This is a genomic window from Pseudoalteromonas sp. NH0006-46 (genome assembly GCF_057547735.1).
Genome location: NZ_BAAJML010000001.1, coordinates 442614 through 467598, shown reverse-complemented (window position 1 = coordinate 467598; position 24985 = coordinate 442614). Strand labels below are relative to the sequence as shown.

27 protein-coding genes are annotated in these 24985 nt (G+C 40.0%); 10 read left to right on the top strand and 17 right to left on the bottom strand.

The genetic code is table 11. From position 1 onward, the window contains the following. Window positions 1-17 precede the first annotated feature (17 nt). The 4 genes from gltX to proB form a co-directional block, all read right to left on the bottom strand. Entirely contained in the window at window positions 18-1502 is a 1485-nt protein-coding gene (gltX, locus tag AC27I2_RS02115; protein ID WP_487203398.1) for a glutamate--tRNA ligase, read from the bottom strand. A gap of 46 nt (window positions 1503-1548) precedes the next feature. Then, window positions 1549-1908, bottom strand: a complete 360-nt coding sequence (locus tag AC27I2_RS02110; protein ID WP_058403067.1) for a glutaredoxin family protein — start codon at window positions 1906-1908, stop codon at window positions 1549-1551. A 72-nt stretch (window positions 1909-1980) separates the two neighbouring features. Then, window positions 1981-2940, bottom strand: a complete 960-nt coding sequence (locus AC27I2_RS02105; protein WP_487203397.1) for a GGDEF domain-containing protein — start codon at window positions 2938-2940, stop codon at window positions 1981-1983. Window positions 2941-3043: 103 nt separating this feature from the next. Next, window positions 3044-4147: a glutamate 5-kinase gene (gene proB, locus AC27I2_RS02100; protein ID WP_487203396.1), complete on the bottom strand. Its 1104-nt coding sequence runs from the start codon at window positions 4145-4147 to the stop codon at window positions 3044-3046. Window positions 4148-4264: 117 nt separating this feature from the next. On the opposite strand from proB, the gene AC27I2_RS02095 reads away from it, so the two are divergent. Continuing rightward, a complete protein-coding gene (locus AC27I2_RS02095) occupies window positions 4265-5224 on the top strand; it encodes a DMT family transporter (RefSeq protein WP_487203600.1) in 960 nt (319 codons plus the stop codon). Here the strand turns inward: AC27I2_RS02095 and AC27I2_RS02090 are convergent. From AC27I2_RS02090 to pdsO, 3 genes are read right to left on the bottom strand one after another with little or no spacing between them, the layout of a single operon-like run. Next, window positions 5119-5712, bottom strand: coding sequence for a class GN sortase (locus AC27I2_RS02090; RefSeq protein ID WP_487203395.1), 594 nt, complete (start codon window positions 5710-5712; stop codon window positions 5119-5121). The two genes, AC27I2_RS02095 and AC27I2_RS02090, sit on opposite strands and share 106 nt — an antisense overlap. Further along, window positions 5709-7715: a marine proteobacterial sortase target protein gene (locus AC27I2_RS02085; RefSeq protein WP_487203394.1), complete on the bottom strand. Its 2007-nt coding sequence runs from the start codon at window positions 7713-7715 to the stop codon at window positions 5709-5711. Before AC27I2_RS02085 ends, AC27I2_RS02090 begins: the two co-directional genes overlap by 4 nt. Window positions 7716-7740: 25 nt before the next feature. Next, entirely contained in the window at window positions 7741-8475 is a 735-nt protein-coding gene (gene pdsO / locus AC27I2_RS02080) for a sortase-associated OmpA-like protein PdsO (protein ID WP_487203393.1), read from the bottom strand. Window positions 8476-8677: 202 nt separating this feature from the next. Here pdsO and pdsR point away from each other — a divergent pair, with 202 nt between their 5' ends. Together pdsR and pdsS are read left to right on the top strand one after the other, a co-directional pair. Beyond that, window positions 8678-9367, top strand: a complete 690-nt coding sequence (pdsR, locus tag AC27I2_RS02075) for a proteobacterial dedicated sortase system response regulator (protein ID WP_058403074.1) — start codon at window positions 8678-8680, stop codon at window positions 9365-9367. Continuing rightward, the gene (pdsS, locus tag AC27I2_RS02070) at window positions 9367-11496 is read left to right on the top strand and encodes a proteobacterial dedicated sortase system histidine kinase (protein ID WP_487203392.1); all 2130 of its coding nucleotides are present in this window, start codon (window positions 9367-9369) and stop codon (window positions 11494-11496) included. Before pdsR ends, pdsS begins: the two co-directional genes overlap by 1 nt. 188 nt (window positions 11497-11684) lie before the next feature. On the opposite strand, the gene AC27I2_RS02065 is transcribed toward pdsS, so the two are convergent. The 4 genes from AC27I2_RS02065 to AC27I2_RS02050 form a co-directional block, all read right to left on the bottom strand. Then, window positions 11685-12023: a hypothetical protein gene (locus AC27I2_RS02065; protein WP_058403076.1), complete on the bottom strand. Its 339-nt coding sequence runs from the start codon at window positions 12021-12023 to the stop codon at window positions 11685-11687. A gap of 347 nt (window positions 12024-12370) precedes the next feature. Next, the gene (locus AC27I2_RS02060) at window positions 12371-12817 is read right to left on the bottom strand and encodes a hypothetical protein (protein WP_487203391.1); all 447 of its coding nucleotides are present in this window, start codon (window positions 12815-12817) and stop codon (window positions 12371-12373) included. A 115-nt stretch (window positions 12818-12932) separates the two neighbouring features. Then, the gene (locus AC27I2_RS02055; RefSeq protein WP_487203390.1) at window positions 12933-13559 is read right to left on the bottom strand and encodes a hypothetical protein; all 627 of its coding nucleotides are present in this window, start codon (window positions 13557-13559) and stop codon (window positions 12933-12935) included. Window positions 13560-14136: 577 nt separating this feature from the next. Further along, window positions 14137-15390, bottom strand: a complete 1254-nt coding sequence (locus tag AC27I2_RS02050; RefSeq protein WP_487203389.1) for a multifunctional CCA addition/repair protein — start codon at window positions 15388-15390, stop codon at window positions 14137-14139. Between the two features lie 124 nt (window positions 15391-15514). Between AC27I2_RS02050 and AC27I2_RS02045 the strand changes: the two genes are divergently transcribed. After that, window positions 15515-15742: a hypothetical protein gene (locus AC27I2_RS02045; RefSeq protein ID WP_058403081.1), complete on the top strand. Its 228-nt coding sequence runs from the start codon at window positions 15515-15517 to the stop codon at window positions 15740-15742. Between the two features lie 42 nt (window positions 15743-15784). Here AC27I2_RS02045 and AC27I2_RS02040 read toward each other — a convergent pair whose 3' ends face one another. Genes AC27I2_RS02040 through AC27I2_RS02025 form a run of 4 tightly spaced genes read right to left on the bottom strand, consistent with a single transcriptional unit; the run spans window position 15785 to window position 19633 of the window. Further along, complete coding sequence (locus AC27I2_RS02040) at window positions 15785-16285, bottom strand: DUF1543 domain-containing protein (RefSeq protein ID WP_058550825.1); 501 nt, start codon at window positions 16283-16285, stop codon at window positions 15785-15787. A gap of 20 nt (window positions 16286-16305) precedes the next feature. After that, entirely contained in the window at window positions 16306-17655 is a 1350-nt protein-coding gene (locus AC27I2_RS02035; protein ID WP_487203388.1) for a sigma 54-interacting transcriptional regulator, read from the bottom strand. A gap of 2 nt (window positions 17656-17657) precedes the next feature. Beyond that, window positions 17658-18173, bottom strand: coding sequence for a hypothetical protein (locus tag AC27I2_RS02030; RefSeq protein ID WP_058403084.1), 516 nt, complete (start codon window positions 18171-18173; stop codon window positions 17658-17660). A 2-nt stretch (window positions 18174-18175) separates the two neighbouring features. Next, window positions 18176-19633, bottom strand: a complete 1458-nt coding sequence (locus tag AC27I2_RS02025) for a HAMP domain-containing sensor histidine kinase (RefSeq protein ID WP_487203387.1) — start codon at window positions 19631-19633, stop codon at window positions 18176-18178. A 308-nt stretch (window positions 19634-19941) separates the two neighbouring features. On the opposite strand from AC27I2_RS02025, the gene AC27I2_RS02020 reads away from it, so the two are divergent. From AC27I2_RS02020 to AC27I2_RS02000, 5 genes are all read left to right on the top strand, one after another. Next, on the top strand, window positions 19942-20175 hold the full coding sequence (locus AC27I2_RS02020) for an EF-hand domain-containing protein (protein WP_487203386.1): 234 nt from the start codon (window positions 19942-19944) through the stop codon (window positions 20173-20175). Window positions 20176-20199: 24 nt separating this feature from the next. Next, entirely contained in the window at window positions 20200-20427 is a 228-nt protein-coding gene (locus AC27I2_RS02015) for an EF-hand domain-containing protein (RefSeq protein WP_058550820.1), read from the top strand. 180 nt (window positions 20428-20607) lie between these two features. Further along, on the top strand, window positions 20608-20844 hold the full coding sequence (locus AC27I2_RS02010; protein WP_058403088.1) for an EF-hand domain-containing protein: 237 nt from the start codon (window positions 20608-20610) through the stop codon (window positions 20842-20844). Between the two features lie 8 nt (window positions 20845-20852). Beyond that, window positions 20853-21089, top strand: coding sequence for a calcium-binding protein (locus tag AC27I2_RS02005; RefSeq protein ID WP_058403089.1), 237 nt, complete (start codon window positions 20853-20855; stop codon window positions 21087-21089). A 167-nt stretch (window positions 21090-21256) separates the two neighbouring features. Then, window positions 21257-22945 carry an amidohydrolase gene (locus AC27I2_RS02000; RefSeq protein ID WP_487203385.1) on the top strand — a complete coding sequence of 563 codons (1689 nt, stop codon included), beginning with the start codon at window positions 21257-21259 and terminating at the stop codon, window positions 22943-22945. Between the two features lie 52 nt (window positions 22946-22997). Here the strand turns inward: AC27I2_RS02000 and AC27I2_RS01995 are convergent, their stop codons facing one another. After that, window positions 22998-23249: a YgjV family protein gene (locus AC27I2_RS01995; RefSeq protein ID WP_058403091.1), complete on the bottom strand. Its 252-nt coding sequence runs from the start codon at window positions 23247-23249 to the stop codon at window positions 22998-23000. A gap of 383 nt (window positions 23250-23632) precedes the next feature. Here AC27I2_RS01995 and AC27I2_RS01990 point away from each other — a divergent pair, with 383 nt between their 5' ends. Then, entirely contained in the window at window positions 23633-24289 is a 657-nt protein-coding gene (locus tag AC27I2_RS01990; protein ID WP_008130963.1) for a Crp/Fnr family transcriptional regulator, read from the top strand. Window positions 24290-24386: 97 nt separating this feature from the next. On the opposite strand, the gene AC27I2_RS01985 is transcribed toward AC27I2_RS01990, so the two are convergent. Next, window positions 24387-24953, bottom strand: coding sequence for a phosphoribosyltransferase (locus tag AC27I2_RS01985; protein WP_006791881.1), 567 nt, complete (start codon window positions 24951-24953; stop codon window positions 24387-24389). Between the last annotated feature and the right edge of the window lie 32 nt (window positions 24954-24985).

The window sequence follows — 24985 nt, the reverse complement described above, 5'->3', positions numbered from 1 at the left end:
TAAAGTATGACTAAAGGTTATGCGCTTGGGTATGTGCGGTACGCACGCTCAATATTTTTAGCCTGCTTTTTAGAAATACCTAAATGAGCGAGTGCTACACGTAAACGCGCACGTGATAAGTCAGAGCCTAAAATTTCCATTGCATCAAGTACCGACGTCGATGACGTTTTACCCGTGATTGCTACAAATATTGGCTCTAAAAAGTCTTTAATTTTTAGCTCGTGGAATGTGGCAACCTCTTTTGCAATGGCAAAAATAGCTGGCTTATCAAAGCTACGTAAGCCTTCTAATTGCCATACAAAAAATTGTAGTGCTTGGCGTATTACATTTTCATCGGCTTTGCCCGCCGTTAACAGTGCTGGGTCGTAAGTTGGAATACCACCTACAAAATGACCTGCTAAATCAACCATATCCGACAGCGTATTAATACGCGTTTTAGCTTCTGGTAATACTTTAGCTAGCATTTCGCCGTTAAACTTCCAATCAACAAAGCGCTGTACAAGCTCTTCGTCGGTTAGGCTTTCGCGGATCCACGTGCCGTTTAACCAGCTTAACTTATCTACGTCAAATACTGGGCCACCAAGCGATACACGCTTCATGTCAAAGTGTTCGATCATTTCATCAAGTGTGAACTTTTCTCGCTCATCTGGCATTGACCAGCCCATGCGGCCTAAGTAGTTAAGTACCGCTTCTGGTAAGTAACCCATTTCTTTGTAGTAATTGATACTTGTAGGGTTTTTACGCTTAGAAAGCTTTGACTTATCTGGGTTACGTAATAATGGCAGGTGCCCAAGTACTGGCGCTTCCCAACCAAAATCTTCGTAAAGCTTTAATAGTTTAGGTGCTGAGTTAATCCACTCTTCACCACGGAAAATATGGCTAATTTGCATGTGGTGATCGTCTACCACATTTGCTAAGAAATACGTTGGGAAGCCATCGGCTTTTAATAGCACTTGCATGTCTACGTTTTCCCACGGGATCTCAATTTCGTCGCGTAGGTAGTCGTTGAACTTAAAGGTCCCTTCGCTTGGAATTTTCATACGGATAACGTAAGGCTTACCTGCAGCTAGGTTAGCTTTAATTTCATCTTCTGTGTGGTTTAAACCACGACCGTCGTATTTAGGACGCAGACCCTCAGCCATTTGCTCTTCGCGCATTTGGTCAAGCTCTTCGCTTGTTGCAAAACAGTAAAACGCTTTACCTTGCTCAACGAGCTGGTGCGCGTATTTTTTATATAAATCGCTACGCTCAGACTGACGGTATGGGCCAAAATCACCACCTACATCAGGACCATGATCCCACTCGAGGCCTAACCAACGCAGGCTATCCATAATAGCTTGCTCTGATTCTGGTGTGCTGCGCACTTGGTCGGTATCTTCAATACGAAGAACAAACTCGCCGCCTTGCTGTTTAGCAAAACAGTAGTTAAATAAAGCAATGTAAGCTGTGCCAAGATGCGGGTCACCTGTTGGTGACGGGGCAACACGAGTACGGATTGTCATGGTAATGTCTCTTTAAATAAGTGAGATAAAAATTATATGGTTACGTTTAAGCAGCTACTTTATTTAAGTACGCAATAATATCGTTAGATTCGTAAAGCCATTGAGTTTGGCCATTTTGCTCTATACGTAAGCAAGGCACTTTAACTTTGCCACCTTGCTCTAATAACTCTTGTCGATACTGCTCATTGTCTTTTGCATCGCGTGTTTCTATGTTCAAGCCTTCGCGCTTAATAGCACGGCGTACTTTCACACAAAACGGGCATGCTTTAAATTGATAAAGTTTAAAATGAGAGGTTTGCAGATCAAGCTTGGCTTGCTCGTCGCTTGCACGCTTTTTACTACGAGGAGTAAATATAAAATTAAAGAATAAAATTATACAACCTAAAAACCAACGAACGAATTTCATGCTTAATACTCTGACTACAACAATTTAAGGAGCCAGATTTTAGCACAAATTTACAATCAAAAAAGCTCAATACTAATGAGAAACCCTGACTTGTTCGCTGAGCGTAAGCTCGTGACATGATGTCACCTTATTCCGTCCTGTTTTTTTTGAGTGATATAACGCCATGTCGGCTTGGTTTACTATGCTTGAAACGGTATCAGCGCTCTGCAGCTTTAAAAAGCCAATACTAATTGTTAACTGCTGTATGTGCTCAAAATCATGGCTGGCCACCCGCTGTTGTAAACGAGTTAGCGCATTAAGTGCATCCGTATTTGTTTGCGACTGAAATACGATTGCAAACTCTTCCCCTCCGTATCTAAAAGCATAATCTTCAATTCTAAAATTATTTTTTATGAGTTTAGCAACTTGTGCAATAACACCGTCGCCAACTACATGGCCAAATGTATCGTTAACATTTTTAAATAAATCAATGTCAACAATGGCTAAATACCAACAGCGTTTTTTATGTACTTGCTCTCGGGGTAATAAAAAACCATTGCCGGTGACTATTTCCATTACTTTTTTGTCAAAGGTTTGACGATTTAAAAGCCCCGTTAAAGGGTCTAAGCGCGACTTATGCAAAATCCATAATTGATTCGCGTATACATTTAAAATGTACATAGCTAATGCACTTATTCTATCGGTTATTAACTGCTTGGTTTTAATAATTAAAACACCCAGAATAGTATCGCTATGATTAACTGGGATGTATGTTGTTACATCATCAGTCGTATGAATAACTCTTGTTTTACTAGGCGTTGCTTTATTGAGTATTAATTGGGCTTGACTGGGCTCTAAGTATGTTAAGTTGCTTTGAGTGTTTAAAAGCAGAGGTGGGGCTTTCAAAGTAACGTGCTTATTTATGTAAATCGCAAAATTATTTTCGCTTAGTAAGTCACCTAGCACGTCTATTAAAGCCGAATCTAAATGGCTTTCGTCTTCCTGACAAGTGAGTTCGACTACCCACTCGTGGCCACATGAATTGGCTTGCATTGCCACACCCAGTTTTGAATAATTTTTAACCAGTGTAGACGTAATCTATAACTTTACTAAACAATTAGACAGTTAATTAAAATTCATTCTTTTTAGTTAAGCATTAAAGTAGTACCAAGTCGTCTCTATGCAATACTTCTGAACCAGCGTCATAACTAAGCAACTGAGCAATATTATTTGAATGTGCGCCTTTAATTTTATTAACCTCCGAGCGACTAAAGCGGGTTAAACCGCGCGCAATTACTTGGTTATTTGTATCAATCAAATCTATTAAGTCCCCACGTTCAAAATCCCCAAAGGCACTAGTGACCCCTTTGGCCAGTAAACTTGCCCCATTATTTTGCAGCGCACTAATAGCGCCTGCGTCTATTGCTATTTGCCCATTACTTTTAGGCCCGGCTAATAACCATTTTTTGCGACCATCTTTAGGCGCCGTTAATTTTAAAAAGCGCGTGCCCGGTAATTGCTCACTCATGCATTTTAAAATAACGTTGCTGCCAGCGCCTTTGGCAATAATAACTTCAACGCCTGCACGCCTTGCTATATCAGCCGCTTGCAGCTTTGTTGCCATACCGCCAGTGCCTAAGTTAGTACCACTGCCACCAGCAAGTTGACGCAGTTCATCATTTATGTGAGCTACTTCGTCAATAAGCTTTGCATCGGCATTGATGCGCGGATCGCTGGTAAACAAACCGTCTTGATCGGTAAGTAATAGCAATTTGTCTGCATTAGCTAATATAGCCACCAAGGCCGATAGGTTATCGTTGTCACCTACTTTTATTTCGCTTGTCGCAACGGCGTCATTTTCATTAATAATAGGCACTACATCGTAGCTTAGTAAGGCAGTTAAGGTATCTCGAGCATTTAAATAGCGTTCTCTGTCATCAACATCAGCGCGTGTTAACAGCATTTGCCCTACGTTTACGCCATACAAGGCAAATAAACTTTGCCATATATGAATAAGTTGGCCCTGCCCTATTGCGGCTAACATTTGTTTATTCACTAAGCTCGTACCACAGGGTTTTAATAGTTGCTCACGGCCTGCAGCTACGGCACCGCTGGATACCATAACAACCTGATGCCCTTGCTTTTTAAGCTCACAGCATTGGCGAACTAACTCAACCATATGGGCTTTATCTAGTTTATCGGTGCCACCAGTTAGTACGCTCGTACCTAACTTTACTACTATTATCTGTTCCCTTTGCATTGTTTTTAGCTATTAAAATTTTATTATGATTTAACTTATACCAGCTCGGTATTTTTGAACAAGTTAAAAATTTTCATGCTAGGATCGCGCTATATTTTATCGTTTAAATTAAGTCTTATGCCTGCCAGTTTATGTTTAATTGTTGCCACTTTTTTATGGGGCAGTTCGTTTATAGCGCTTAAATACGCCATTGCCATTTACGATCCGGCATTAGTGATATTTTTACGTATGCTTACTACGCTCGTTATTTCATTGTGCTTATGGCGTTATGTTATTCGTTTTGAATACCAAAAAGGTGATTGGAAGTATTTAGTCGGCATGTCGCTTGCTGAGCCTTGCTTGTACTTTTTATTTGAAGGCCACGCAATGGAATATACATCGGCATCTCAGGCGGGTGTTATTGTGTCGTGCTTGCCAATAATAGTGGCGTTTTTAGCGTTTTTCATGCTTAAAGAATACATAAGTAAAGCCATTGTGGTGGGCTTTACGCTATGTATTGGCGGCAGTATTTTACTTACGCTTCTATCTCCTAGCTCAGAACAAGCGCCTAACCCTATATTAGGTAACTTTTTAGAGCTAATGGCTATGGTGTGCGCTGCTTTTTATACCGTTAGCATTAAACACTTAGCAAACCGGTATTCACCACTGACTTTAATTGCATTACAAGGCATTAGCGGAAGTTTGTTTTTTGCACCCTTTTTATTTTTTATTGAACTACCCAGCGAAAATCAACACGACCTAACAGCACTTATGAGTATTTTATATTTAGGCTCTTGCGTTACTTTAGGCGGCTACGGTATGTACAACTATGCCATTAGTAAAGTATCGGTGCTTACTGCGGCGGCGTATTCAAATTTAATTCCCATATTTACACTTATTTTATCGGCTATTATTTTGGGAGAAGTACTTACACTTTGGCAGTGGCTTAGTATTTTTGTGGTATTTATTGGCGTTATGGTTAGCCAGCGCCATCAAGAGCTTGTTGTTGATATACCACTTAGTGAATCCGGTGAAGATATTTCTGCCGATACCAATAACCTCAAATCGGTGCCCGACGCTAATGCATCAAAGGGATAACAGGTAAGTAAATAAAGCCCCGGTGTGCGTAAAAAGTCATGCTGCGATTGATGAATTATATCAACCGCCGTGACTTTATATTGCTGTAACTCCCCGCTTTGTAACTGCATAGTAAACTGTTCACCCACTTTGGCGTGCTGTAAAAACGCAAAGTGGGTGTCGTTATGACCTGCTATTAACGCTCCCTTTTGGCGATCACCCAATTCCCCCGCGGGCAAAAAATGGCTTGGTGCAAATGCTAAATTTCGACCACTCGCACCACCGAGCACACTTAACGTTTTATTATGCGATGGAAATTGAAGCTGCGCGGTTACAAAACTGTCAGCATAAAACCACGGTTTTACTTTTTTACCAGGCTCTGCAAGCGCTTGCTGCCACGCATGCTCAATAAGTACCTGCGCAAACCATGCCTTTGCTTGCATATACACACCGTGGCCAAACAAGCTGAGCCCAGCAATTAATAGCCCTGCACTTAACCACTTTTTCATGTTTTAACGCGTCTTTTTAATTTAAGAGCACCAAACACCATAAGTAACATACAACCTAGCATTAAATGCAGCCTACTTTGACCATCGGTTTGCGGCAAACGCATTTCCATTCCTTGCGGCACTTGGTTAGCGGCTTGAGCAGTTTGATCTGCAACGTCTTTAATTTGAGTGTGTTCAATGGCAATAAACGCAGTAAATGGACTTAAAAGCTGATGCGTTAAAGCTAATTTTTGCACCTCGTCTTTAACACTACTTTGCTCGTTATATAAAAGTAGTGACTTAATTTTTTGACGCGCCCACAGTTTTGCTATGCCTTTGGCTTGAGGGCTATTTTGCGCGCTAAGTTTAATGTTAAGTGGCCCTTGTGCTGTTTGCCCTGTAAGTATCACACTTTTAACATCATTAAGTTTTATAGCGACCATGATAGGCTCGCCAAAATATAAATCAGGTAAGGGTGATGGCCAAAAATCTAAACGGTTCCCGTTTTCATCGCTCAAAGCTAGCTCGGTAATGGCTGGGTGGGCGAGCTTATCAAATAACTGCTGCATTTTAGGCTGTACTTCATGTGTGCTACCAATAAAGGTAAATGACCCTTTGCCTATATCGGCTGCGCGGCGCATAAAAAAGCTATTGGGTGCACTGCCAATTCCTACCGTAAATAATCGGCTATCACCTAATTTATCCTGAATATTTTTAAATAAAGCGGCTTCATTACTTACACTACCATCGGTTAAAAACACCACTTGGCGTACAAAACCATCAAAAGTACTGCCATCAAGCACCGCATCAAGCGCACCTTGTATTTCTGTGCCGCCATCGGCCTCTAGGCTGTAAATAAAGCGCTCAGCGCGGCGTAAGTTAAAGTCGCTAGCAATAAGAGGACTATCGCTCATGGGGGTAACCACGTTATCAAAACCAATAATGTTAAAGCTGTCGTCGCTATCGAGTAAAGACAGCGCATAAAATAACGCTTTTTTTGCCTGCTCAATAGACTGCCCATGCATTGAGCCTGAGGTATCTACTACAAATACCATTTCTCGGGGTAAGCGTTGAGTTTGCGTAAAGTGATCAGCAGGCGGCATTAGCATAGCAAGTCCGTATCGGTCGCCATTGTCAAACTGCTGGGTAAAAAAGGCAGCTTGCGCGCTTTCTTTTTGCAGCGGTTTAAACTCAAGAACAAAGTCGCGGTTTATGGCATTTTGCTCGTTTAATGCAACGGTGTATTGGCCAAATGCAGGGTTATGAATATCTACGTTATGAAATTTAGAGTTTATATCCACCAACTCTAACCCAACGTCTATATCTATATTTAAACTAAATTTACTACTAGGTTCGTCGTCATCGTTATACGCCGCGCTTTGTATACTGTAAACAGGGCTTAACCAGCCGCTTGGTGCAGTATTGACGGGAGCTTGGTTTTGCTCATTAAACTCAACTTCACCGCTAATTGCGTGGTAACGTGGCGTAATGGTGGTAGGAAAACGAATGGCAAAAGTGCCACTGCGGTAACTAATAATTTCTTGATACTCAAGCTCAATAACCACCTGCTCACCAGGACCAATATTTGACACATTAGTGACAAACATATTTGCCCGTTGTTGACGCACAAGTGCGGCCTGTTTCCCTGCCTTTTGAGCGTGTGCGTATTTTTTTTCAGCCTCTATTTTTTTATCAATTTGGCCTTTGATGACTCGCTCACCTATACGCATTGTCATGGCATGTACTGCACTTTCGTCGGGTAAGGGAAATACATAACGCGCATTCACCGCAAACGGGTTTTCGTTTTGATAAGTTTGCTTGACAACAACATGGTTAATTAACCCTGTTACAGTCATTTGTGCGTCGCTTTTTAATATAATAGCTGGGCTAACGGGCTTACCTAAGGTGTCGGTTAGTTCAAGCTTTGGCGATTGCGCATAGCTACTTTTGCTTGCTAATAGCGATATAGCCATGAATATAAAAATGCTTGCCTTAACAAGCATTTTGGTTGGGTTACTCAACATAAAATCACTCCATCGAACGCTAAAGTTAGTTACTCGCCGTTTGGCCATTTACAGATGTTAGTGAACGGGTAGTCAGCGTTACTCGACGGTCAAAAAAGTTATCTTCTAGGGTATTACTGTTTGCCAGTGTGTGTTGCTCACCAAAGGCTTGCGCGCTTAAACGTGTGTGGCTAACGCCGTGTTTTATTAAATAACTTTGCACTGCATTTACACGTTTTTTAGACAGTAAAAAATTAGCCTGTTCATCTCCTCGTTGGTCGGCAAAGCCACTTAAATCAAGCGCTAATTGAGGTTGGTTGTTTAAAAGCACAACTAACTGGTCGAGCTGTTTAGCGAAGTGGGGGGCTATTGCGCTTGAACCCGTTTTAAATTGAACGGTCATCGCAAGCAGGTTATTAATTTGAGATTGTGTTAACTGCTCATTTTGCTGTGCAAGGACCTCTAACTGCTGCTCTAACAGATTGTTATGATTAAGCACATGTTGGTAATCTTTAGTTTTTTGTTTCATTACTGCCAAGGCGCGTTGCTGCTCGTTAATTTTGTTGTCAGCAACCTTTGCATCCCCTATTAATCCACCAGCAAATGCGCCTATAAATGCGCCAATTGGTCCACCAACCACACCCCCAAAAATCGCGCCTGCACCTAAACCTATTGCAGTTTCTTGGGTTGCTTCTTTTGAGGGCGAGTGCTTAGAAGTTGCTGACAATGCCGGTGCAGAAAAACTAGCAACAAGCGTTAGCGCGATTAATGCCTTCTTCATAATATGATCCTTAAAATTGATGTTAACTTTGTGATGTTTTGTTTCGATAGATGTATTAAAACAACCTCAAGTGGCAACAAAGGGGATCAAAAATGGCAAACCGCTGAGCAATTGTGGCAAAAAAATGGCAATTGCCTTTTTAACCGTACATAGCTAAAAAACTTCGATATAGTGCGCTTTATAATAAATAGGGGTGTGTAAAATGAAAAAAATAGCCATCATTGAAGATGAAACCGCAATCCGCGAAAACTACATGGAAATGTTAGGCGCACAGGGCTATCAGGTAAGTGGTTACAGCGACCGCATAACAGCAGAAAATGCATTTAAAGACGCACTCCCCGATTTAGCCATTGTTGATATAGGCCTTGGCCACGAAATTGATGGCGGTTTTTTACTATGCCAAACCCTGCGTACTTTATCTAAAACGCTCCCTATTATTTTTTTAACCGCACGCGATAGCGAAATAGACACAGTTTGCGGCCTGCGTATGGGCGCCGACGACTACCTAACAAAAGACATTAGCTTGGCTCATTTAGCTGCCCGAATAGGCGCATTGTTTCGCAGAATGGAAGCTCTTGAACAACCCGCCGATGCCAATGCACTTATAACCCGCGGGCAGCTGGTGCTCGACACGCAACGCATGCAAGTGTTTTGGCAGCAGCAATTAGTGGATTTAACCGTGACCGAGTTTTGGATGCTACATTCACTGGCGCAGCGCCCGGGCCATGTTAAAAGCCGTAACGATTTAATGAGCGATGCAAAAATATATGTGGACGACAGCACCATAACCTCCCACGTAAAACGCATTCGTAAAAAGTTTATCGCCCTTGACTCGCAGTTTGACTGTATCGATACCGTGTATGGCATGGGTTATAGGTGGGAGCAACATTAATGCTTAGATTTGGCCTGCGCAGTAAGTTTATTGTGCTTTCTTGTTTTTTATTTTTACTGCCATGGCTAGGTTACGAATATGTGTGGGAAATGGAAAAGTTTTTACGCCAAGGCCAAGAAAAAACCCTCGTAGGCACAACGCGTGCACTTGCCACTGCTCTGCACGAACGTCCTGCTTTATTTGACGAGCAAACCAACTTTCTAGACCAAGTAATAAAAGGCCGCGATTTATACGCCTATAACCTAAAAAACCCTATTCAGCTCGATGGCAAACTAACCGACTGGGAACCCTACAAAGCGTTGTTCTGGCATTACGATAAACGCTATTTACAAAAAACCAATAAAAACCACCAAGCCAGCGATTTATCATTCGACCACATGGTAGGTAAATTTGATAACTACTTATACGCCGTTTTTAATGTGACCGACAACACACTTATTTATCGTGCTAAAAACAGCTTAAGCATCACTAATAACGACCATTTAAAAATTGGTTTAAAAACCCCTGATGGCCAGTTTAATACGTATATCATAGCCCCTAGGCAAGACGGCTGGGTTAATGCATTTAATGCAAACACCAAAGCGCCATTTACAAAAATTCAGGGCTATTTTAAACGCACCCAAACAGGTTACACCGTTGAACTGCGCTTTCCGTTAGCCATGCTAGGAAACAAACTGGGTTTTGCTATTGTAGATACCGATAGCTTAAACGAGTTAACTAACGTTATGTCGACCTCTAACTTAAATAACCCAAGCGATTTAGGCTCGGTGCTAGTGCCTTCACCAGAAATTAGCCGAATTTTAAAAGGAATGGGCCACAGCGGCAGCCGTATATGGGTCGTAGACAATCACCACCGCGTGCTTGCACAATCGGGCACCATTCAAAACGCTGATGGTGTATGGGCAGATGGCCTTAAAAATCAGCCGCCTCAAAATGCATGGCAACGTTTTGAGCAAACCTATTTGCACCCACTTTATTATAAAATTTTAACCCGCCCTGAAAACGAATTTATAGATACCCTACACGACGTAGCATCTATGCAAGGCAGTCATTTAGCCAATGCACTAAAAGGCCAACCTGCATCGTCTTGGCGGCTCACCCCCGATAGCAAAGCCGTTATTTTATCAGCGGCCTACCCTATTTGGATTGAAGACAACGTTATTGGTGCAGTAATAGCAGAAGAAACCACCAACGGTGTTCGCACGCTTCGTAATAAATCGCTCGAAAAGTTATTTAACGTTATTTTAGCCGTCATGCTGATAGGGACTGTGACTTTATTCTTTTTTGCATCACGAATATCGAGCCGTATCAGGCGCCTTCGCGATACCGCAGAGCAAGCAATAGATGCACAAGGGCGTGTTACAGGCAGTATTAGTTACAGTGATTCTAATGATGAAATTGGCGACCTGTCGCGTAGCTTTGCAAATATTGTAAGCCGATTGGGCGGCTATACCGACTATTTAGAAAATATGTCGTCGCGTTTATCTCACGAACTACGTACGCCGGTTGCGGTAGTACGCTCTTCTCTTGAAAACTTACAAAGTTTAAAGCAAACCGAGCTTAGCCAAAAATACCTTGATCGCGCCAGTGAAGGCGTAGAGCGCCTAGGTAAAATAATTACTACCATGAGTGAGGCTACTCGCCTTGAGCAAAGCATTCAAAGCAATGACCCCGAACCATTTGACCTACGCTCTGTTGTTAACGGCTGCATGCAAGGGTATTTACTCACTTACCATAAGCAATTATTTACGCTGGATATATGCCCAAATTCATTGCCTATGCAAGGCGCACCAGAGTTCATAGCACAGCTGCTTGATAAACTCATTAATAACGCATTAGAGTTTAGCCAAGCTAATACCGCAATTAAAGTAACGTTACAAAGCAAAGATACACAAGCAGTTCTTAGTGTAAGTAACGCAGGCCCATTATTACCCGAAGGGTTAAGCGAGCATATATTTGATTCTATGGTGTCTGTGCGCAGCCAACACATGCAGCAGCAACCGCATTTAGGATTAGGCCTTTATATTGTAAGGCTAGTGTGCGATTACCATAAAGGCAGTGTAAGTGCGCAAAATAACACACAAAATAATGGGGTCACTTTTACAGTAAGTTTGCCGTTAGCAAATTAGTTGAATGATTTTTAGTCTTCATTAGTTTTAACCTGCTCTAGCAGGGGGAACTAATAAGACTCAATTAAACCAAAGAGCTTAATACCAGCTGATTACAAATCATTAGTAAAACGACTAGCAAAGCAGAAAAATAGTGGGTAAACGGGCATAAAAACATAAACGTTATGCTCTGAAGTTTAATACCAGTGCTAGTTACTGACTTTTAAAGTTAAGTAAATATAACCAATATATAAAATTACAAATACATACCCTACAGATATCAAACCATTAAGGCCCCAAACACCATACCAAAACTTACCATAAAAATAAGTACTCTTTCTTAACTTGGTATTAAATAGTGCGATAGATGAAGGAATTAACAACAAGGCTGAAAAACCAAAAAGTGGCGCTACAAAAAACATTAAAAACAAGCCAATAGCACCTTCTGCTGAAGCGCTACTGTCAGGCGAAAGCGGAGCTAAGGCCCAAAACAAACACAAAAATGACACTATTGATGTCAATAAACCTAAAAATTGAATTGAACGCATACCTTCCTTGTTATTACACCTTTATCAATCTTATGTCTTTAATCATATTCACGGACATTTTTGCCCACAAGAGAATACCAATAAAACCTAAACCAAGTAACAAGTAGTGCTTAATGTTGCTTAACCCATCAGCATACATAAAGATAATAAAACTGTACCCAAATAAAAACACCGCAAATAATGGGATGGTAATTATTGCAGCAAATATTCTAAATTTACGTGATTGGCGAACCATAGTATTTCCTAATTTTTATATGTAAAATTGGCTTAAAATGGTTGGCTAAAATGAAGCGAGGCGAACAGCCCGCTGATATTTAGCCTTTGTTAAATTACTCTTTATATTTTTGTTATTTCAATTCAAAGACAATATTTTTTATATTTTTGTTAAGAGAATCTTTTTCAAATGCTATAGAAACCATTGAAAGTTTCACCACCAGCTTTTCTCCCTTAAATAGAGCTAAGTCGGTTCCTATCTCAGCACCATCAATATCGGAAAGTAAAATAGTTTCATCAATTTTTTTCCAGCCCGATAACCCTTTGAGTAAGATTAATTTACTGTCTATTTTGATTTCGTATTGACGAAAACTGGTTACCATCCACCAAGCAAAAGTAGATGTTGTAAACAAAGCTAGAATTAGCGCCAAAAGTTGTTCAATTAGCGATAACGAAATATTGTTCTCACTAACTAATAAAAGAGCACCTGCGTAAATCAGAAAGAATCCGATAAAGTTAAATAGTAGTAAAAATATCGATTTAAAAATAATTTGAAAAACTGAACTACGGATAACAGACATAGACTCTCTATTAATTTTACGCCCTAATAATGGGCAAAAAATTGTTGGCTAAAATGTTCAGGAACGAAAACAACCAACTGTTTTTTGTCCTTATTTATTAGTTTTTTAGGCATATTTAATACTCAACATACTTTACAATATTGTTTATAAATAAACCCGTATTTTCAACAGAAAGATGTAATATCCAACGGATATGTGGGCTTTCTTTAGATGATACAAAAATACTAAATGGATCGTTAATACTTGAACCTACGCTATTAACAACAAACTTTGAATTAGGAACTGCATTTATAAACTCCTTACAGTCCGAACAAAACCATAAAGAGTAAAATGGAATTCGGTTAATTAATTCAAATTCATTGGCGTTTAATTTTGATATGAAGTTCGTTAAATTATAAAAAAACAGATCTTTATTATATTCACTAGGAAGGTAATACAGTGACACATATTCATTTTCATTTATTCGAGGGCAAGCATTACCAATTACAGATGACCAAAGATATTTATCAGTTGAATCCTCTTTTCCTAAGGCATACTTTGTAATTTGACAGTTCCCGCGTGGGGTTTTGATCGGAGCAGATACGACTAGTGCAACATTGTGAAGAGTTAATTTTTTCTTTTCAGAAGTAGGACAGTAAAATATTGCATCAATATCTTCTTTAATAGGGACATTTAAGAAGAGTATATCTTCTTTTCCCGTAATATATTTACAGTGTGATACAGAGATTGTTTCAGCATACAATTTACTAGCAAAACTAGTAATCAGAACGACAAAGAAAATAAGTGTTTTACGATTTAAAATTGTGAACTTCCTCTAGAACCAAACACCTCAACTGAATATATGCCTAACAACTTTGTATTCGACATATGCCGCTTTATAAGCCGGCACATGTCCAAATATTACAATCAATCTAATGTAGCCAGCTAGTAAGCGCATGTAAACAAATAGTTATATCGCATTTAAATATTCTAAATGTAAAAGTGCCCTAAAATGGTAGAGTTCAGTAATATTGAACAAAAAAGTAATGCGCTAATAAACAGTGAGGAAATAAACAGTCACCTTTCTTTGTAACTATTCACTTTTAATTCAGTCGCGTTCACATACTCTGGGGCTATATTAACACATTAAGCAGTAGGATTTGCCGTGACCCCATCACTTGAACGAGAAGAGCTCGACTTTATTTTTAGTTTATATAAATCAGATAAAAATGCTGAGCCTGAGGCAAATAAACCACAGAATACTCAGGTAAACGACCTTTAAAAAGTACCGCGCCTTGAGGTGCAAGGCATATCGCGGTACTTAATTTAATCTACACAAATTAATTTGCTGTACTTGGCTCACCGCTTAAAAACGCTTTGATACAGTTTATTTCTGCCAGCTTTACCGCTTCGCCTATTTCTGGGCCTTTTTTACCACTTTTAAGTGCCTGTTGCACTATGTGCTTTTTATCCATTTGCTGTAATTTACTATGAATGGCGCGCAGCTTAATTGCCTGCGGGTAAGGCTTATTAACCAGTGTTTCTCCGCGCCCTTGCGCGTCACATTGGCAGGCTTGAGTAAAGGCTAAAAAGCGCTCAGGGTGCACCAACCCATTTAAATTAGTGACAATTAATTTATGAATAGTTTGCGGCCTAAGCTGATCAATCGTATGGCATAAAGTGTGGTTATCGCTGGTAAGCATGCCAATATCACGAAAGCGATTAGGCACTTTTAAACGATTACAAAATGACTCGACTACCGCTACACCTTCGCGTTCATGACCGCGTAAATTGCCGCGTATTTTATAGCTAAGGGCTTTACCAAAATCGTGTGTAAGCGCAGCAAAGCGGGTTTCTAAATTAACATTTAAGTCGGCCGCACGCCTAAGCACCAACATTGTATGCACAAATACATCGCCTTCAGGGTGATGATTGGCAGGTTGTGGTACATTTTTCATTTGTTCAATTTCTGGAAAAATGCCCAGCCCATCTAATGCTTGAAAATAAAGCTCGGGGTACTTTTCGCCAAGCGCTTTTTCGGTTTCTAGCCATACGCGTTCGGGCACTAAATGGTTAAGCTCACCTTTATTTTTAAGCTCTCGCATTAACGCATAGGTACTTGGGTGGATTTGCCAATCACTGCCATAACGTGCTAAAAATCGCGCAATGCGTAACACTCGTACCGGATCTTCTACAAATGCGTGTGTGGTGTGGCGCAGTATTTTATTTTGTAAATCGTGTTGCCCATTAAAGGGGTCAATAATTTTACCGCTTTCGTCAAGCGCCATAGAGTTTATGGTTAAGTCGCGCCTTGCTAAGTCTTCTTCGAGTGTTACGCTAGGGCTGGCGTCTACAACAAAGCCAGTATAGCCTTTACCGCTTTTTCGCTCGGTACGCCCTAATGCGTACTCTTCTTTTGTTTTGGGGTGTAAATAAACAGGAAAGTCGCTACCTATTGGTAAAAAACCAAGCGATTCCATGGTACTTGGCGTTTCGCCAATAACCACATAATCGTTATCTTTTGATGCAATGTTTAGCAGTTTGTCGCGTACTGCCCCGCCAACTAGGTAAACGTTTTTTAAGCTACTTTTCACGTTGTTTCCACACTGATTTACAAACTTCATTTATAGCAATCATATCATTAAAAGCGCTGCTGTTTGCCAAGCATATGTAAGCTCATTACAATAGCGCATCATTTTTTGTTTAAGCAATTATTCAATGAAAAATCATTCATCAAAAAAAGAACTTATGCTGCTGCCAATTTTGTTGGTCGTTATTGTTATGTGTGTAGCGGGTCACTTTTTATTGCAAGCTAATTTTCAAGACAGCAACATGGTTGAATACATGTTAGCAGCTCTGCCGTTCGCTATGTTTGGCTTGGTTATTGTAGCCTTTAAGCTGGCATCGAACAGTGAAAAAGATGAGCAAAACGAACAAGAAAAATAGCAGCGTGAGATAGCTTTATTATTCAAAGTTCAGGTTACTTACTTATAAAACATGGTAACCAAACCAATCCGGTTTTATAGGCTGAGAAAGCCCGCTTGGAGTAAGCTTTATAGTTAATTGACTGTCGAGCAAGTCTATTGCAAAGCAATCGTCTACGTCGTGTAAGTCGTCTTTATGTATATGGCTCAGGCCTGCGAGCAAATCGTGTTTAGCGCGCTGCTTTGCCTCTTCACTGCTGCTTGCTACATACAATGCAAAGTCGTGTTGCTCCGCCATTGAGTCGCTTCTGTAAGCGCCTAAATTTACAAAATAAAGCTGCTTATTTTGTTCAACATAGTCGTCTACCACTTCTACTTTGTAGCCATCAATATTATTAACAGCCATAAAACTATCCATGTGTACGCTGTTTTTATCGCCAACCCATTGGCTTTTTAATTTGGTGTAGGTTTGCTCTATGTTTTGCCCAACCACAAACCGAATGTCGTGCATTTCTATGTGGCAACCTTGAATTCGCCCGCCTAAATACACCATAAATAACTGCATGAAGATTCCTTTAATGTTTTTTACGCCAAACTCTCAACATCAATATTGTGTTTTTTAATGAGTTTATAAAAGTCTGAACGATTACGCTTAGCAAGTTTGGCGCCTTCTGCTACGTTGCCGCCGGCCATTTTTAGCGTATTAATAACGTAATCACGTTCAAATTCTTTTTTAGCGTCGTTTAATGAGAGTGGCTCTACGCTTTTTTCGTTGCTATCGAGTGCGGCTAACACTAAATGCGCTGAAATAACCTCGCCCGGTGTTAAGGCTACCACTTGTTCAACAACGTTTTGTAACTGACGAATATTTCCTGGCCAATCATAACGTACCAATGCGTGCATGGCATCATTAGCAAAGTGTTTTTCATTTTGGTTCATGCGTTTAGCGATACTTGCGCTAAAGTATTGGGCCAAGAGGCTTATATCTTCACGGCGTTCACACAGTGGTGGTAATTTTAAATTAACCACATTTAGGCGGTAGTATAAATCTTCTCTAAACTGTTGGTTTTTAATGGCTTCGGGCAAGTTTTTGTGAGTTGCCGATACAATACGCACATCAATTGGGATCTCTTCTTGAAAACCCACTGGGCGAATGGTTTTTTCTTGTAGCACACGCAGTAGCTTTACTTGTAAGTTAAGGGGCATATCGCCAATTTCATCTAAAAATAATGTACCGCCCTGCGCTTGCTGAAATAAACCTTGGTGATCTTTTACAGCACCAGTAAACGATCCTTTTTTGTGGCCAAATAATTCAGACTCTAAAAGTTCCCCTGGTACAGCACCACAATTTATAGCCACAAAGGGTCCGTTACTTACTTGGCTATGCTGGTGAATAGCTTGCGCTAGTAATTCCTTTCCCGTTCCACTGGCCCCCGAAATAAGCACATTAACTTGAGTAGGCCCAAGTAACTTAACTTGTTCAAGCAAGTGCAACATGGCACCACTGCGCGTTACTATATTACTTTTTGATGGGGCTTCATCGGTATTTACACCGTGAATGTCTATTGCATTTGCAAGGCTATCGAATAGCTCGTCTTTATCGACCGGTTTAGTAATAAAAGCAAAAATACCTTGTTTAGTGGCTTCAACCGCATCAGGAATAGAGCCATGCGCCGTCATCATAATTACTGGTAATGCAGGGTATCGACTTTGCAGTTGACGATGCAGCGCCATGCCGTCCATTTCATCCATTCGTAAGTCGGTAATGACGGCATCAAACACGTGGCTTTTTAAAATTTGTAGTGCTGCTAAGCCACTTTCACAAGTTGTTACTTGATAGCCTTTTGATTCAATACGAATAGCAAGTAACTTTAATAAACTTGCATCGTCGTCAACTAATAACACTTTTGCTTGGTGCGGGCTATTTGTGGTCATGGTTACTGCTCCTTAGTGTCTTCGCGAAGTAATAGCTGCTGCTCTATATCTGCCAGCGACGACAGGGTTTTCTGCATTTGGTTATTAAGTGCTTGCTGCTCTTTTTGCGCGTTTATTTGTAAGGTGATTTGCTGTTTTTGCAGCCATAAGTACTGTTTTATATCATCAGGCCAAAAATAGGCTAGGTCGAGTTTAAGTAACTTGGTCATTACTGTATTTGGGTCGGTACTTACGTTTAAGCACATAAATTTAAAAAATGCTTTTAGCTCATTTTCACCTTTAAATGACCGCTTTGTTGGTGGCAATGTAAACCCGCCGCATTGATTTGCATGCAGCGCTATAACCCGCTCAGCGGAGGGGTAAACAGGGGCTAATTTAGGCATTGGCTTGGGGCTAGGAGATACGTTTTTAGTATTTGATATTTTAGTATCGCCCAGCGCTTGCGTGCCATCATTAAGCTCACAACCCGATACAATTAGGCTACCTGCAAGCACACATAAAATAGTGAGTATGCGCATTGTTAATTAACTCCTAAATTTTTACTGATTGGTATTTTTATTAAAAAACGGCAACCGTGTGGTTTATTTTTCTCAACACTTAATGTGCCTTGTAGCTGCTCAACCGTCTCTTTTACTATTGTTAGGCCCAAACCACTGCCTTGTAAGGTAATGCTTTGCTCATGTTTACCTTGATAAAACGCACTAAAAATATGCTTTATTTCGTGCTCTTTAATGCCACAGCCATTATCGGCCACCTCCAAACACAGCTGATGTTGCTCGCATTTTAAATTTACAATCACACCTTGGTCATCATCAGAAAATTTTAAGCTATTTGAAATTAACTGAATTAGCATCATTTCTATTAGTTCATTAGGAAGCGCAAGGACAGTGCTTGAAACAGAGTTTTTCCACTGAATACATTGCTTTCGGGCCGTTAGACGATGCTCAAAATGACCATTAATTTTTTTAATTAAATGATCAATATTAACCTCGCTTGAGCTGTTTATCGTTGCTCTAATAGCGTTATAACTGAGTAGGCTATCTATCATCATGCGAAGGCGCACCGTAGATTGAGTTATAAGGGTAAGCACCGCTTTTTGTTCGTTATTAATAGGGCCAACAATTTCATCGGTGAGTAAATCGGTTCCTTCAACCATAGAGGCAAGTGGTGTTTTAAGTTCGTGTGTTACGTGGCGTAAAAACGTATCCTTTTGTTGCTCAAGCATATACAGCTGAGTTTGTACCCACTGTAGTTTTTCTCCGAGTTCGACTAACTCTGACGAGCCTTTTACTGCTATCTTTTGGTGCCAATCACCCTGCCCGAGCTTATCAATAACCCTAGTAAGCCCTTTTAAGCGCAAACTTATACGCCATAAAAAGCCGCCGCCAACCAATAAAGTAAGAGGAATAAGTGCCACTAGCCAATTTATAAACGACGCTTGTAGGCTGGCTAGCTCGTTTTGGTTATGGGTTATTTGCGCTTCGTTTTTATTTTTGAGCCACACTGTGAGCTCTGTAATTGACTCGCTTATGGGTAAGAAGAGCTCTGCTTTTTGCTGTTTTTTCTCAACGAGCTGGTGTTGTGCTGTTTGCAAAATAGTTAAAAGCTGTGTCCATTGGTATATGTAGTCTGGGTTTGCATTAATGTGTTTGAGTTCATTTATGCTCTGCACAGACGATTGCCATTTATCAACAATGAGGGCGTTGAGCGCATCACTTTTTAACACCCAATTTTGCCTTGTTGCGCGCTCAAGGCTATTAAGGTCTTGCTTTAAATTAGCGAACGATTTTGTGAGCTGGTAATGATTACTCACAATTTGCTGGGTGGTTGCTAGCTGCTTGTTTAACGCATTTAAAAACACAATAACCACAATAGACAGTGGCAATAACGACAGCAGCATGCTTAACGCAAACTGCCCTATTAAATTAGGGCGCCAATTAAGCATTGCATTGTAATGTTTAGCAAACGTTGCAGCCATTGCAGTAAACTCTGTAAGTAAATAACGCGCCTATTATTATCAATACCGCCTATACACATGCTGAACCATATTCATTTTAAATCGCCATTTTGTTGCTAAACAGCAACAGCACAACTGATTGATTTAACTAAGATCACAAAAAATACCTTCAACCCTGTTGCTGTATTTACACAAAATTACACACAGTCAGTGTAATTTTTACCTACAAACCCAAACTAAAAAACACAACTCATTGAAAGTAAATAAAAATAAAATTTGGCACCCTTTTTGTAATGGGTGTAACAAATAAATTTAATAGGGAAATACACATGAACATTAACACTTTGGTTTTTTCAACATTACTTGCGTTGGGTTTTGTGAATACAGGCGCATACGCTATGGACGTTGACGCTACGTTTAATGAACTAGATAAGGACAGCGACGGCCTGTTAAGCGAAGCCGAGGCAAAAATGGACGCCGTGCTTAAGGAAAACTTTGCACAAATAGACACAGACCAAAATGGTCAGTTGTCGCTAAATGAATTCAGAAAATTTATTCAATAAATTAACTTCAAAAGGAATGAAATTATGAAACAACTTATTGCTGCTTTTTTATTATTATTTTTAGCTATCAGTGCAACGGTATTAGCTTCTCCTTCGGCCGTGCGATTTGCACACTTAGATACAAACATGGACGGAAGTATCTCGTTTGTTGAAGCTAAGCAGGATAAAGAGCTACTTAGACAGTTTACCGATTTAGACGAAGACAACAACGAGATGATCTCTAAAGCAGAGTTTGAAAACTTTAAGCCATAACAGATTAAGTTTTGCTTAAGCTTTTAACTTGTAAAGTGTACTAAAGCATTTGCCATAATCCCTGAGGGAATGTGTAAAAGGATTTAATGTTGGGAGTTAAATTATGGCAAGTGCTTTATCTAATTAAGCGTAATAACTCATTATTCAATACAACTTAATTACCCTTTTGGAAGGACTACCATGAAGATACGTTACTTTGTAACCACCATAGCGTTGCTTTTAAGTTTTAATGCTTCTGCACTTGATGTAAAACAGCGCTTTGATCACCTCGATACAGATAAAAACGGTTACCTTACTCATAACGAACTAGAACGCCAGCCCCAGTTACTTAGCACGTTTATAATGTGGGATAAAAATCAAGATAAACAAATTTCATTAATTGAATTTAAAAATTACCTTACTAACAATCTTTACTGAGTATTTTAATGAATCCCATACACTTTTTTATTTTATGCGCTCTACTTGTATTTAGCGCATCAAGTTTTGCCATCAGTGACAGCATTAATAACCAATTTAAAAAAATAGACAGAAATAAAGATGGATTTTTAACTCGCTCTGAAGCTTCAATAGACCCAGCCTTGTGGTCTAAATTTGTAAGTTACGACCAAGATAAAGACGGTCGGCTAACACTGAGTGAATACCATTTATATGCCAGCAAGTAGCACAAATTTAATTAACCTTTTTAACCTAACGTTTTAGGCAATTAATTTAATAGCTAAGCAGCTAGCTTAGCTTTAACTGTCTATTTTACGAGCTTATCGCATCCTATTGGTATTCTAAAAAAGGGTTTGCTAGTGTTATTGCACTAAAAATAACAAATCAGTGCACTATGTTACTCAAAAATTTACTTAAACCACTTATACTTGCCAGTCTCTGTGCAGGGTCTAGCTTTGCGATTGCGCAAACCAAAGTTATTTATAATGCCAATGGTTATACCCCGCTTTATAAAGGCAAAATGCAAAAAGGCGAGCTTCAACAATTTAGCACTTTGGTTATAAAAGATGGCAAGGTCGTTAAAGTAGGCGGCGACACACTCAAAGAAAGCTTTCCAGATGCCAAGCTAATAGACGCGAAAGGCAACACCTTACTACCCGGCTTAATTGATGCCCACGGCCATGTTATTGGGCTAGGCGATAACTTATCGCAGTTAGATGTACGCGGTGCGAAGTCGGTTGATGACGTTACAAATAAATTAAAGCAATTTGCGCAAGGTAAACAAGGTTGGATCATCGGCCGTGGCTGGAACCAAGAGTTATGGCCAGATACACGCTTCCCTAGCGCTAAAGATTTAGACAAAGTGGTAAGCGATCGTCCGGTTGTTCTATCTCGTGTTGATAGCCATGCAATTTGGGTTAACTCAAAAGCGCTTGAACTTGCAGGCATTAACGCCGACACAAAATCGCCAAAAGGCGGTGAGATAATTAAAGATGAATTTGGTAACCCTACCGGTATTTTTGTTGATAAAGCTGAATCGTTAATTGTTCAGCACATGCCAGCCCCTTCAAAACAAGATATTAGCAACTCACTCGATGCCGCAGGTAAGCATTTATTAAGTTTAGGTATTACCTCTACTCACGATGCTGGGATAGATAAAGCCACATGGGAAGTGTACAAAGAGCGCGGTGAACAAGGCAATTTACCTTTACGTATTGTGGCAATGCTAAGCGGTGCTAGCCCAGATTTACCAGCGATGTTAAAAGCGGGGCCATATCACGATAACTATGATTTTATGGAAATTCGTAGTGTTAAAGTGTATGCCGATGGTGCATTAGGCTCGCGTGGCGCAGCGCTTATTGAAGATTATGCCGACCGTGCTGGCCATCATGGGTTAATGCTTGAAACCCAAGAGAAACTCGAAGCACTATTTACGCAAAGCTTTAAAAATGGCTTTACCGCCAACACCCATGCCATTGGTGACAAAGCCAATCGTGTGGTTTTAGACGCTTACGAAAATGTGTTTAAAAAAACAGGCGGTATTTTACTGCGCAACCGAATTGAGCACGCACAAATAGTAACGCCAGACGATATTCCTCGATTTAAAGCACTAAAAATTATCCCATCAATGCAACCTGTACATGCAACATCTGACATGCATATGGCCGAGCAGCGCCTGACTGAAAAGCAACTTAGCTTTGCATACGCATGGCAAACATTTTTACAACAAGGTTCAGTGGTTGCTGCGGGCTCTGACTACCCTGTAGAGCTTGCAAATCCGTTTGATGGTTTATATTCAGCAATTACACGAATGGATCATAACAAACAGCCTGAAAACGGCTGGCGTCCAAGCGAAGTACTGAGCCGCGAAGATGCACTACGTGCCTTTACGCTTGGCGGAGCTTATGCCGCCCATCAAGAGTTTAAAATAGGGAGCTTAGAGCAAGGTAAATGGGCCGACTTTATTTTAGTGGATAAAGATTATTTTAAAGTACCCGTTGAAGATATTTACAAAACTCAAGTACTACAAACATGGATTGCCGGTATGAAGCGATTCGATAACAAAGAGAGCGCAGCTAAATAAACAAAAAGAGGGTTAACGCAAGTTAACCCTTTTTTAATACAAACCATGTCATTTAACTTTTTGGCTGCTGTGCCTCGGGCTGATCAACTTTTGGCTGGCGATATAATTTTACAATGTGATACAAGTTAACCAATGCCAGTAGCGCGTTGGTAAAAACAACGGGAACAGCACCAATAGCTACGCCATAAGCCGTAAACACAATACACCCTAACATGTTGTACCAACGAAGCTTTACTACATCGGTCATAGTGAGTGATGCAACCAATAAAGCTGACGCAATATAGCCTAAATATTCCCAACTCAATTGTTCTCTCCTAACCTTTGGGTTAGCATTACACTAATGCTAACTTATTACAGTTGTAAGTATTGCAAAGTAATAGCACTTTGCTTAATTATGAGCGTTATTTAGAGTTTGAAAATAATTGGCTATTAAGAGAGTAGCTCTCTTATATTAATAATTAAGCGAAGTGACATACGTAAATAAAAAGCTAACTTGCTTAAAAACCTGAAAAAGTTTGCCGGCAAAAAAACCAACAAATTCTTAAATCATTACACGGGAAATGAAGGTAAAATAATACCCATAGCAAAGCTAAAAGTATTAGTAGCAAGTTAGCGTAAATTCTTAATGTGTTAATGCTACCGTCATTAAAACATAATAAATAGGACAAATGTCCGAAGAGCATATTGATGTTTCAATACCATTTTTCTAGTTATCTTGTTGAACAATTACTCACCTTTGCCGGTAGTAGTTATCAACAATCAAAAAAAGAAGTGCTGATCCATCAAGATCAGCCTTTAAGCAAGCTTGTGCTTGTTCGCAGCGGCACTGTGTCATTTAGTTATGACGTAGGAAACGGACGACGCCTGCTGCTAGGACAACTGGATTGTAATAATACCCTCATAGGCGAAATAGAAGCGCTCAACAACAATCCGTGTATTTATACGGTAACCTGCTTTAGCGATGTAACTTACAACCTGATTGAATTAAGACACTGGCGTGCATTATTGCTCGAAAAACCAGAGCTTAGCTTATACACGGCACAAACTATTGCTGCTAAATTTCAAGAAAACCAAAAAATCAACTTAGATAAGTTATTACTGCCACTTAGCTATAACATAGCCAAAGACTGCTTACTGAGAGCCGAGAACAATAACCCTACACTGCTTAGAGCCTACCCAACGGTTAACGCTGAGGCTGAACGCTTTGCGACCACTGAGCGAGCTTACAGGCGTGTTGTGACAGAATTAGTCGAAAAGGGCCTAGTGCAAAGAAGCACAACAGGTTTACAAGCGGTCGACATTCCAATGCTTAGTGAATATGTAGATAGCTTTGCACAGCTTTAAACACGCAATAAAAAAGGCCAATTAAGGCCTTTTTTATTGCCCTAAAAACGAATAATCAGTTCATAAGGCTAAATGTATATTAAGTGTGTTATGTGTATTAGTCTTCTAGTAAAATGTCGTGAATTTTTACTAAGTCAGATTTACCTTCAATAATTTCATCCGGTGTTAAACCCGATAACTCATGCGGGAATACTAACCACTCTTCCGACTCATGAATGTAGTAGTCAGGTACGGTATCTACTTTTGAATTTTTTGGTTTGTAGTATGGGCAAGCAATTCGAATATCGCGCGGTAAGTTTAAGCGCATTAGCTCTGAAAGCTTTTCCTTTAACGCAACAATACTGCGTCCTGAGTCAAATACATCGTCAACAATAAGCAGTGAATCACCCGCATTGGCGTTTTCTACAATGTAATGTAAACCATGTACTTTAATTTCTTTTGATTGTTGGCCAATACCGTAATAAGACGATGTACGCACTGCAATATGGTCAGTTTCAATGCCTTTGTAATCGTAATATTCTTGAACCGCAATACCAATCGGTGCACCACCTCGCCAAATACCTATAATAAAATCAGGACGAAAGCCGTCTTTGTATACTTGTGCCGCTACGCGGAATGAATCTTCAAGTAACTGTTGAGCTGTGATATAGCACTTATCTGACATAGTTAGAAACCCCAGTGGTGGATATAATATTT

Bases quoted from the DNA above. Each gene is read 5' to 3' on its own strand.
- AC27I2_RS02065 (WP_058403076.1), bottom strand. From the start codon at position 12,023: ATGCGTTCAATTCAATTTTTAGGTTTATTGACATCAATAGTGTCATTT.
- pdsS (WP_487203392.1), top strand. From the start codon at position 9,367: ATGCTTAGATTTGGCCTGCGCAGTAAGTTTATTGTGCTTTCTTGTTTT.
- AC27I2_RS02105 (WP_487203397.1), bottom strand. From the start codon at position 2,940: ATGCAAGCCAATTCATGTGGCCACGAGTGGGTAGTCGAACTCACTTGT.
- proB (WP_487203396.1), bottom strand. From the start codon at position 4,147: ATGCAAAGGGAACAGATAATAGTAGTAAAGTTAGGTACGAGCGTACTA.
- pdsR (WP_058403074.1), top strand. From the start codon at position 8,678: ATGAAAAAAATAGCCATCATTGAAGATGAAACCGCAATCCGCGAAAAC.
- AC27I2_RS02000 (WP_487203385.1), top strand. From the start codon at position 21,257: ATGTTACTCAAAAATTTACTTAAACCACTTATACTTGCCAGTCTCTGT.
- AC27I2_RS02040 (WP_058550825.1), bottom strand. From the start codon at position 16,285: ATGCAGTTATTTATGGTGTATTTAGGCGGGCGAATTCAAGGTTGCCAC.
- AC27I2_RS02085 (WP_487203394.1), bottom strand. From the start codon at position 7,715: ATGTTGAGTAACCCAACCAAAATGCTTGTTAAGGCAAGCATTTTTATA.
- AC27I2_RS02090 (WP_487203395.1), bottom strand. From the start codon at position 5,712: ATGAAAAAGTGGTTAAGTGCAGGGCTATTAATTGCTGGGCTCAGCTTG.
- pdsO (WP_487203393.1), bottom strand. From the start codon at position 8,475: ATGAAGAAGGCATTAATCGCGCTAACGCTTGTTGCTAGTTTTTCTGCA.
- AC27I2_RS02060 (WP_487203391.1), bottom strand. From the start codon at position 12,817: ATGTCTGTTATCCGTAGTTCAGTTTTTCAAATTATTTTTAAATCGATA.
- AC27I2_RS02035 (WP_487203388.1), bottom strand. From the start codon at position 17,655: ATGACCACAAATAGCCCGCACCAAGCAAAAGTGTTATTAGTTGACGAC.
- AC27I2_RS02020 (WP_487203386.1), top strand. From the start codon at position 19,942: ATGAACATTAACACTTTGGTTTTTTCAACATTACTTGCGTTGGGTTTT.
- gltX (WP_487203398.1), bottom strand. From the start codon at position 1,502: ATGACAATCCGTACTCGTGTTGCCCCGTCACCAACAGGTGACCCGCAT.
- AC27I2_RS02010 (WP_058403088.1), top strand. From the start codon at position 20,608: ATGAAGATACGTTACTTTGTAACCACCATAGCGTTGCTTTTAAGTTTT.
- AC27I2_RS02025 (WP_487203387.1), bottom strand. From the start codon at position 19,633: ATGGCTGCAACGTTTGCTAAACATTACAATGCAATGCTTAATTGGCGC.
- AC27I2_RS01985 (WP_006791881.1), bottom strand. From the start codon at position 24,953: ATGTCAGATAAGTGCTATATCACAGCTCAACAGTTACTTGAAGATTCA.
- AC27I2_RS02045 (WP_058403081.1), top strand. From the start codon at position 15,515: ATGAAAAATCATTCATCAAAAAAAGAACTTATGCTGCTGCCAATTTTG.
- AC27I2_RS02015 (WP_058550820.1), top strand. From the start codon at position 20,200: ATGAAACAACTTATTGCTGCTTTTTTATTATTATTTTTAGCTATCAGT.
- AC27I2_RS02030 (WP_058403084.1), bottom strand. From the start codon at position 18,173: ATGCGCATACTCACTATTTTATGTGTGCTTGCAGGTAGCCTAATTGTA.
- AC27I2_RS01990 (WP_008130963.1), top strand. From the start codon at position 23,633: ATGTTTCAATACCATTTTTCTAGTTATCTTGTTGAACAATTACTCACC.
- AC27I2_RS02110 (WP_058403067.1), bottom strand. From the start codon at position 1,908: ATGAAATTCGTTCGTTGGTTTTTAGGTTGTATAATTTTATTCTTTAAT.
- AC27I2_RS02095 (WP_487203600.1), top strand. From the start codon at position 4,265: ATGCCTGCCAGTTTATGTTTAATTGTTGCCACTTTTTTATGGGGCAGT.
- AC27I2_RS02005 (WP_058403089.1), top strand. From the start codon at position 20,853: ATGAATCCCATACACTTTTTTATTTTATGCGCTCTACTTGTATTTAGC.